Annotated in this window: 4 protein-coding genes; 3 read left to right on the top strand and 1 reads right to left on the bottom strand. The window is 70.9% G+C overall.

The window, feature by feature from the left end:
* The first annotated feature begins 227 nt into the window (after nucleotides 1-227).
* Nucleotides 228-635, top strand: a complete 408-nt coding sequence (locus tag VFW24_06905; GenBank protein HEX5266483.1) for a hypothetical protein — start codon at nucleotides 228-230, stop codon at nucleotides 633-635.
* 19 nt (nucleotides 636-654) lie between these two features.
* Here VFW24_06905 and VFW24_06910 read toward each other — a convergent pair whose 3' ends face one another.
* Complete coding sequence (locus VFW24_06910; GenBank protein HEX5266484.1) at nucleotides 655-2,298, bottom strand: fumarate hydratase; 1,644 nt, start codon at nucleotides 2,296-2,298, stop codon at nucleotides 655-657.
* Between the two features lie 158 nt (nucleotides 2,299-2,456).
* On the opposite strand from VFW24_06910, the gene VFW24_06915 reads away from it, so the two are divergent.
* Together VFW24_06915 and VFW24_06920 are read left to right on the top strand one after the other, a co-directional pair.
* The gene (locus VFW24_06915; protein HEX5266485.1) at nucleotides 2,457-3,134 is read left to right on the top strand and encodes a phosphatase PAP2 family protein; all 678 of its coding nucleotides are present in this window, start codon (nucleotides 2,457-2,459) and stop codon (nucleotides 3,132-3,134) included.
* Nucleotides 3,135-3,274: 140 nt separating this feature from the next.
* Nucleotides 3,275-3,951 (top strand): hypothetical protein (locus VFW24_06920; protein HEX5266486.1); only part of this gene is annotated, 677 nt, incomplete at its 3' end.

Below are 3,951 nucleotides of genomic sequence, written 5' to 3' on the forward strand. Positions count from 1 at the left end.
GAATGACGTCGACGTTGACCAGCTCGAAGCCCATCGCCTCGGAGTAGAAGCGGTGGGTGGCCTCCAGGTCCCGGGTTGCCACTGCCACGTGGTGAAAAGACATCTCGTCCCCCTTCCGGGCCCGCCTCGGCCCCGGACCCCGAGATTGCCACAATCCAGGACGGCCAGCGGCGACGAAGCACCGGCGCCATCGGAAACCGATGAACTCGCCATCAGGAGGCTCACCAATGTCGCTCGTAAAGCTCCTTCCCGCCTGGTTCCACGCCGTGGCGGACTATGCGGTCGGCGCCCTGCTGATCGTCGTGGCGGTGGCCGTCGGGGGCTCTGACGGGGCCGTGGCGACGGGAGTGGTCGTCGGTGCCACCGTCCTGGGCGTCAGCATGCTCACCCGCTATCCGCTCGGGGTGGTGAAGGTGCTGCCGTTCCCCGTGCACTCGGGCGGGGACTACCTGGCGGCGGCGCTGCTGCTGAGCGCGCCGTGGGCGCTCAACTTCTCGTCGGGTGACGGCGGCCTCACCGCCTTCTACGTGGCGGCGGGCATAGCCGTCCTGGCCGTCAGCCTGGTGACCAACTACCAGTACAGCCCCCGCCGGGCGCTGGCGCCGCGCACCGCCGGGCCGGCCGTCACCGCCTGACGCAAGTACGAATGGAAGGTCAGCGTGCCCGCATGCTGACGGGCGCGCTGACCTCCTCGAAGAAATCGTTTCCCTTGTCGTCGACGACGATGAAGGCGGGGAAGTCCTCGACCTCGATCCGCCAGACCGCTTCCATCCCCAGCTCCGGGTATTCCAGGACCTCCACGTGCCGGATGCAGTCCTGGGCCAACCGGGCGGCGGGACCGCCGATCGACCCCAGATAGAAGCCGCCGTGGGCGGCGCACGCCTCGGTGACGGCCCGGGAGCGGTTGCCCTTGGCCAGCATGACGTGGGAACCGCCCGCCGCCTGGAACCGCTCGACGTAGGAGTCCATGCGCCCGGCGGTGGTGGGCCCGAACGATCCCGACGCGTAGCCCTCTGGAGTCTTGGCCGGGCCGGCGTAGTAGACGCAGTGGTCCCGCATGTAGGCAGGCATCGGCTCTCCCGCCTCGAGGCGCTCGGAGATCTTGGCGTGGGCGATGTCCCGGGCCACGACCATCGGGCCGCTCAGCGAGAGCCGGGTCTTCACCGGATAGCGGGTGAGCTCGGCGCGGATCTCGGCCATGGGACGGGACAGGTCGAGGCTCACCACGCCCGAGGCCAGGTCGGACTCACCGGGCTCGGGCAGGTACTGGGCGGGATCGGTCTCCAGCTGCTCGAGGAAGGCCCCCTCCGAGGTGATGCGAGCCAGCGCCTGGCGGTCGGCCGAGCACGAGACCGCCAGCGCCACCGGGCACGACGCGCCGTGGCGGGGGAGGCGGATCACGCGGACGTCGTGGCAGAAGTACTTGCCGCCGAACTGGGCGCCGATCCCGAAGCTCTGGGTGAGGGCCAGCACCTCGGCTTCCAGCTCCTCGTCGCGTATGGCGTGCCCGGAGGGGTCTCCGCTGCGGGGCAGCGTGTCGAGGTAGCGCGCCGACGCGTACTTGGCGGTACGCAGGGCCAGCTCCGCCGACGTGCCGCCGATCACCAAAGCCAGGTGGTACGGAGGGCAGGCGGCCGTCCCCAGGGTCCGCAGCTTCTCGTCGAGCCAGTCCCGCAGCCGGGTGGGGGTCAGCAAAGCCTTGGTCTCCTGGAACAGCAGGCTCTTGTTGGCCGAGCCGCCGCCCTTGGCCATGAACAGAAGCTCGTACTCGGCGCCGCCCGTCGAGTGGATCTCGACCTGGGCCGGCAGGTTCGAGCCGGTGTTGACCTCCTCCCACGTCGTGATCGGGGCCATCTGGGAGTAACGGAGGTTGAGCTGGCTGTACGCCTCGTACACGCCGTGGCTGATGGCCTCCTCGTCCGTGCCGCCGGTCAGCACCAGCTCTCCCTTGTGCCCGCTGACGATGGCCGTCCCCGTGTCCTGGCACATCGGCAGCACGCCACCGGCAGCCACGCACGCGTTCTTGAGGAGATCGAGGGCCACGAAGCGGTCGTTGGCCGACGCCTCGGGGTCGTCGAGGATCCGGCGCAGCTGAGCCAGGTGGCCGGGGCGCAGGAGGTGGGAGATGTCGCGGAACGCCTCGCGCGTCAGCGCGGTCAGGACCCCCGGGTCGACCTCCAGGAACCGGCGCCCACCAGCGTCGAGGGTCGCGATCCCGTCACTGGTGATCAGCCGCCACGGCGTGCCGGGGTGGTGGTGGTCGATGGGCAGCAGCTCGGTGAACGAGAACTCCGGCACGGCCGCGACCCTAGCGGCGCAGGTAGGCTGCAGACTCATTCCGAATGGTCGTGGGGACGGGCTGACTGTCGAACGTCAAGTCAGAAGGCCGCCAGCAGCGAAGGACACCGATGAGCTCGACAAGAGACCTACTGGCGCCTCGACAGGACTGGAAGCCGGTGCTCACGACGGCCGCGGTCCTGGCGGGGGTGTTCATCGGCTTGGCGCTGGTTCTGGCTCTCATCGGATTTGGTGTCGTCGGACGCCATGGCGGCGGCGCCATCCAGGGTTGGGACGATGCCGTCGGCCGTTGGTTCTCCCACCATCGCAGTCATCTGGTGAGCGCCTCGAAGGTCGTCGCCAAAGTCCTTGATGCGGGACCGCTCGGTCTGATCGTCATCGTGATAACACTGGGCCTGCTCCTCCGACGCCAGGGTGCGCGCTCTCTTATCCCCCTAGGCGGTTACCTGGGCGGTGAGGGCCTCGTCTACCTCACCCGGGCATACATTCACCGGCCCCGCCCGGTCACCGCGGTCTACCCGGCACCGGGGTCGATACCGGGTGTCCATGAGACGAGCTACTCGTTCCCCTCCGGGCATGCGACCGGCGCGGCGGCCACCCTCATCTGCCTGGCAGGTCTGGCCGCGATCACCTGGCGGATCTGGTGGCCGTGGCTGATCGGGATCCTTGCCGCCATCGCAGTGGGCGGATCGCGGCTCGTCCTGGGGGTGCACTGGTTCAGCGACGTGGCCTTTGGACTGGTCGTCGCCGTACCCCTCGCTGTAGTTGTCACCTCAGTGTTGGCCGACCTGGAGTGGCCCTTCCCCTGGCTGAGGCCCCGCCCGCCGACCCGATGACCCAATGGCCAGAACCGGTCGGAGATCCGCCGGTCGGGTACCGCCCGGCTCCGAGGTGGCCGTGACCATCCGGTTCTCGCTCCAACCGCGGTCGTTCGCGGCGCCAGGCTCAGGGTGCCGCCCAGTCCTAACGTTCGGGCGTGGATGGCCTTGTCGTGGTGGCCGACGGCCCGGGGACCCCGGCGCTGGACCCGGTCGCGGCGGCCCGCGCCGCTGGCGTTGACGGGGGCGGCCTGCTCCTCGGCTGGCTCGTGGACCGGCGGCCGTGGATCGACTCGCTCGGAGACCGGCGGGCGCTGACCTACCAGCCGGCCAACGCGCTGGCGGAGGCAGCGCGAACCGGGCGGGTGAGCTACCTCCCGGTGCGGCTGGCGTCGATCCCCGCTCTCCTGGCCGGGCCGCTGGCGCCGGCGGTCGCGGTCGTGACCGGCGTGGCCCGGGGGGCGGGTTTCGCCTTCGCCGACTGTGTGGGCTACGCCGACAGCGCCGCCCGCCGGGCCGGGGCGGTCGTGGTCCAGGTGGCCGACGGTCCCGACCTGGGCGGCCCGGCGATCGAGGGCCCGGTGGCAGCGGTGGTCGACGGCGGGGAGCGGGCCCTGCCCCCTCCCGATCGGGAGGGCACTCCGCTCGATCGGCGCATAGCCGAGGCGGCGGCAGCGCTCGTGCCCGAGGGGGCGACGGTCCAGTACGGCCTGGGGCGCCTGCCGGAGGCGGTGGTGCGGTCGCTCTCGGTACCGGTGGCGGTCGTCTCGGGGCTGGTGACCGACGCCCTGGCCCACCTGGCCGACGCGGGTCTCCTGGTGGGGACGGCGCTGGC

This window comes from Acidimicrobiales bacterium (genome assembly GCA_036273495.1).
Lineage (GTDB): Bacteria > Actinomycetota > Acidimicrobiia > Acidimicrobiales > JAJPHE01 > DASSEU01.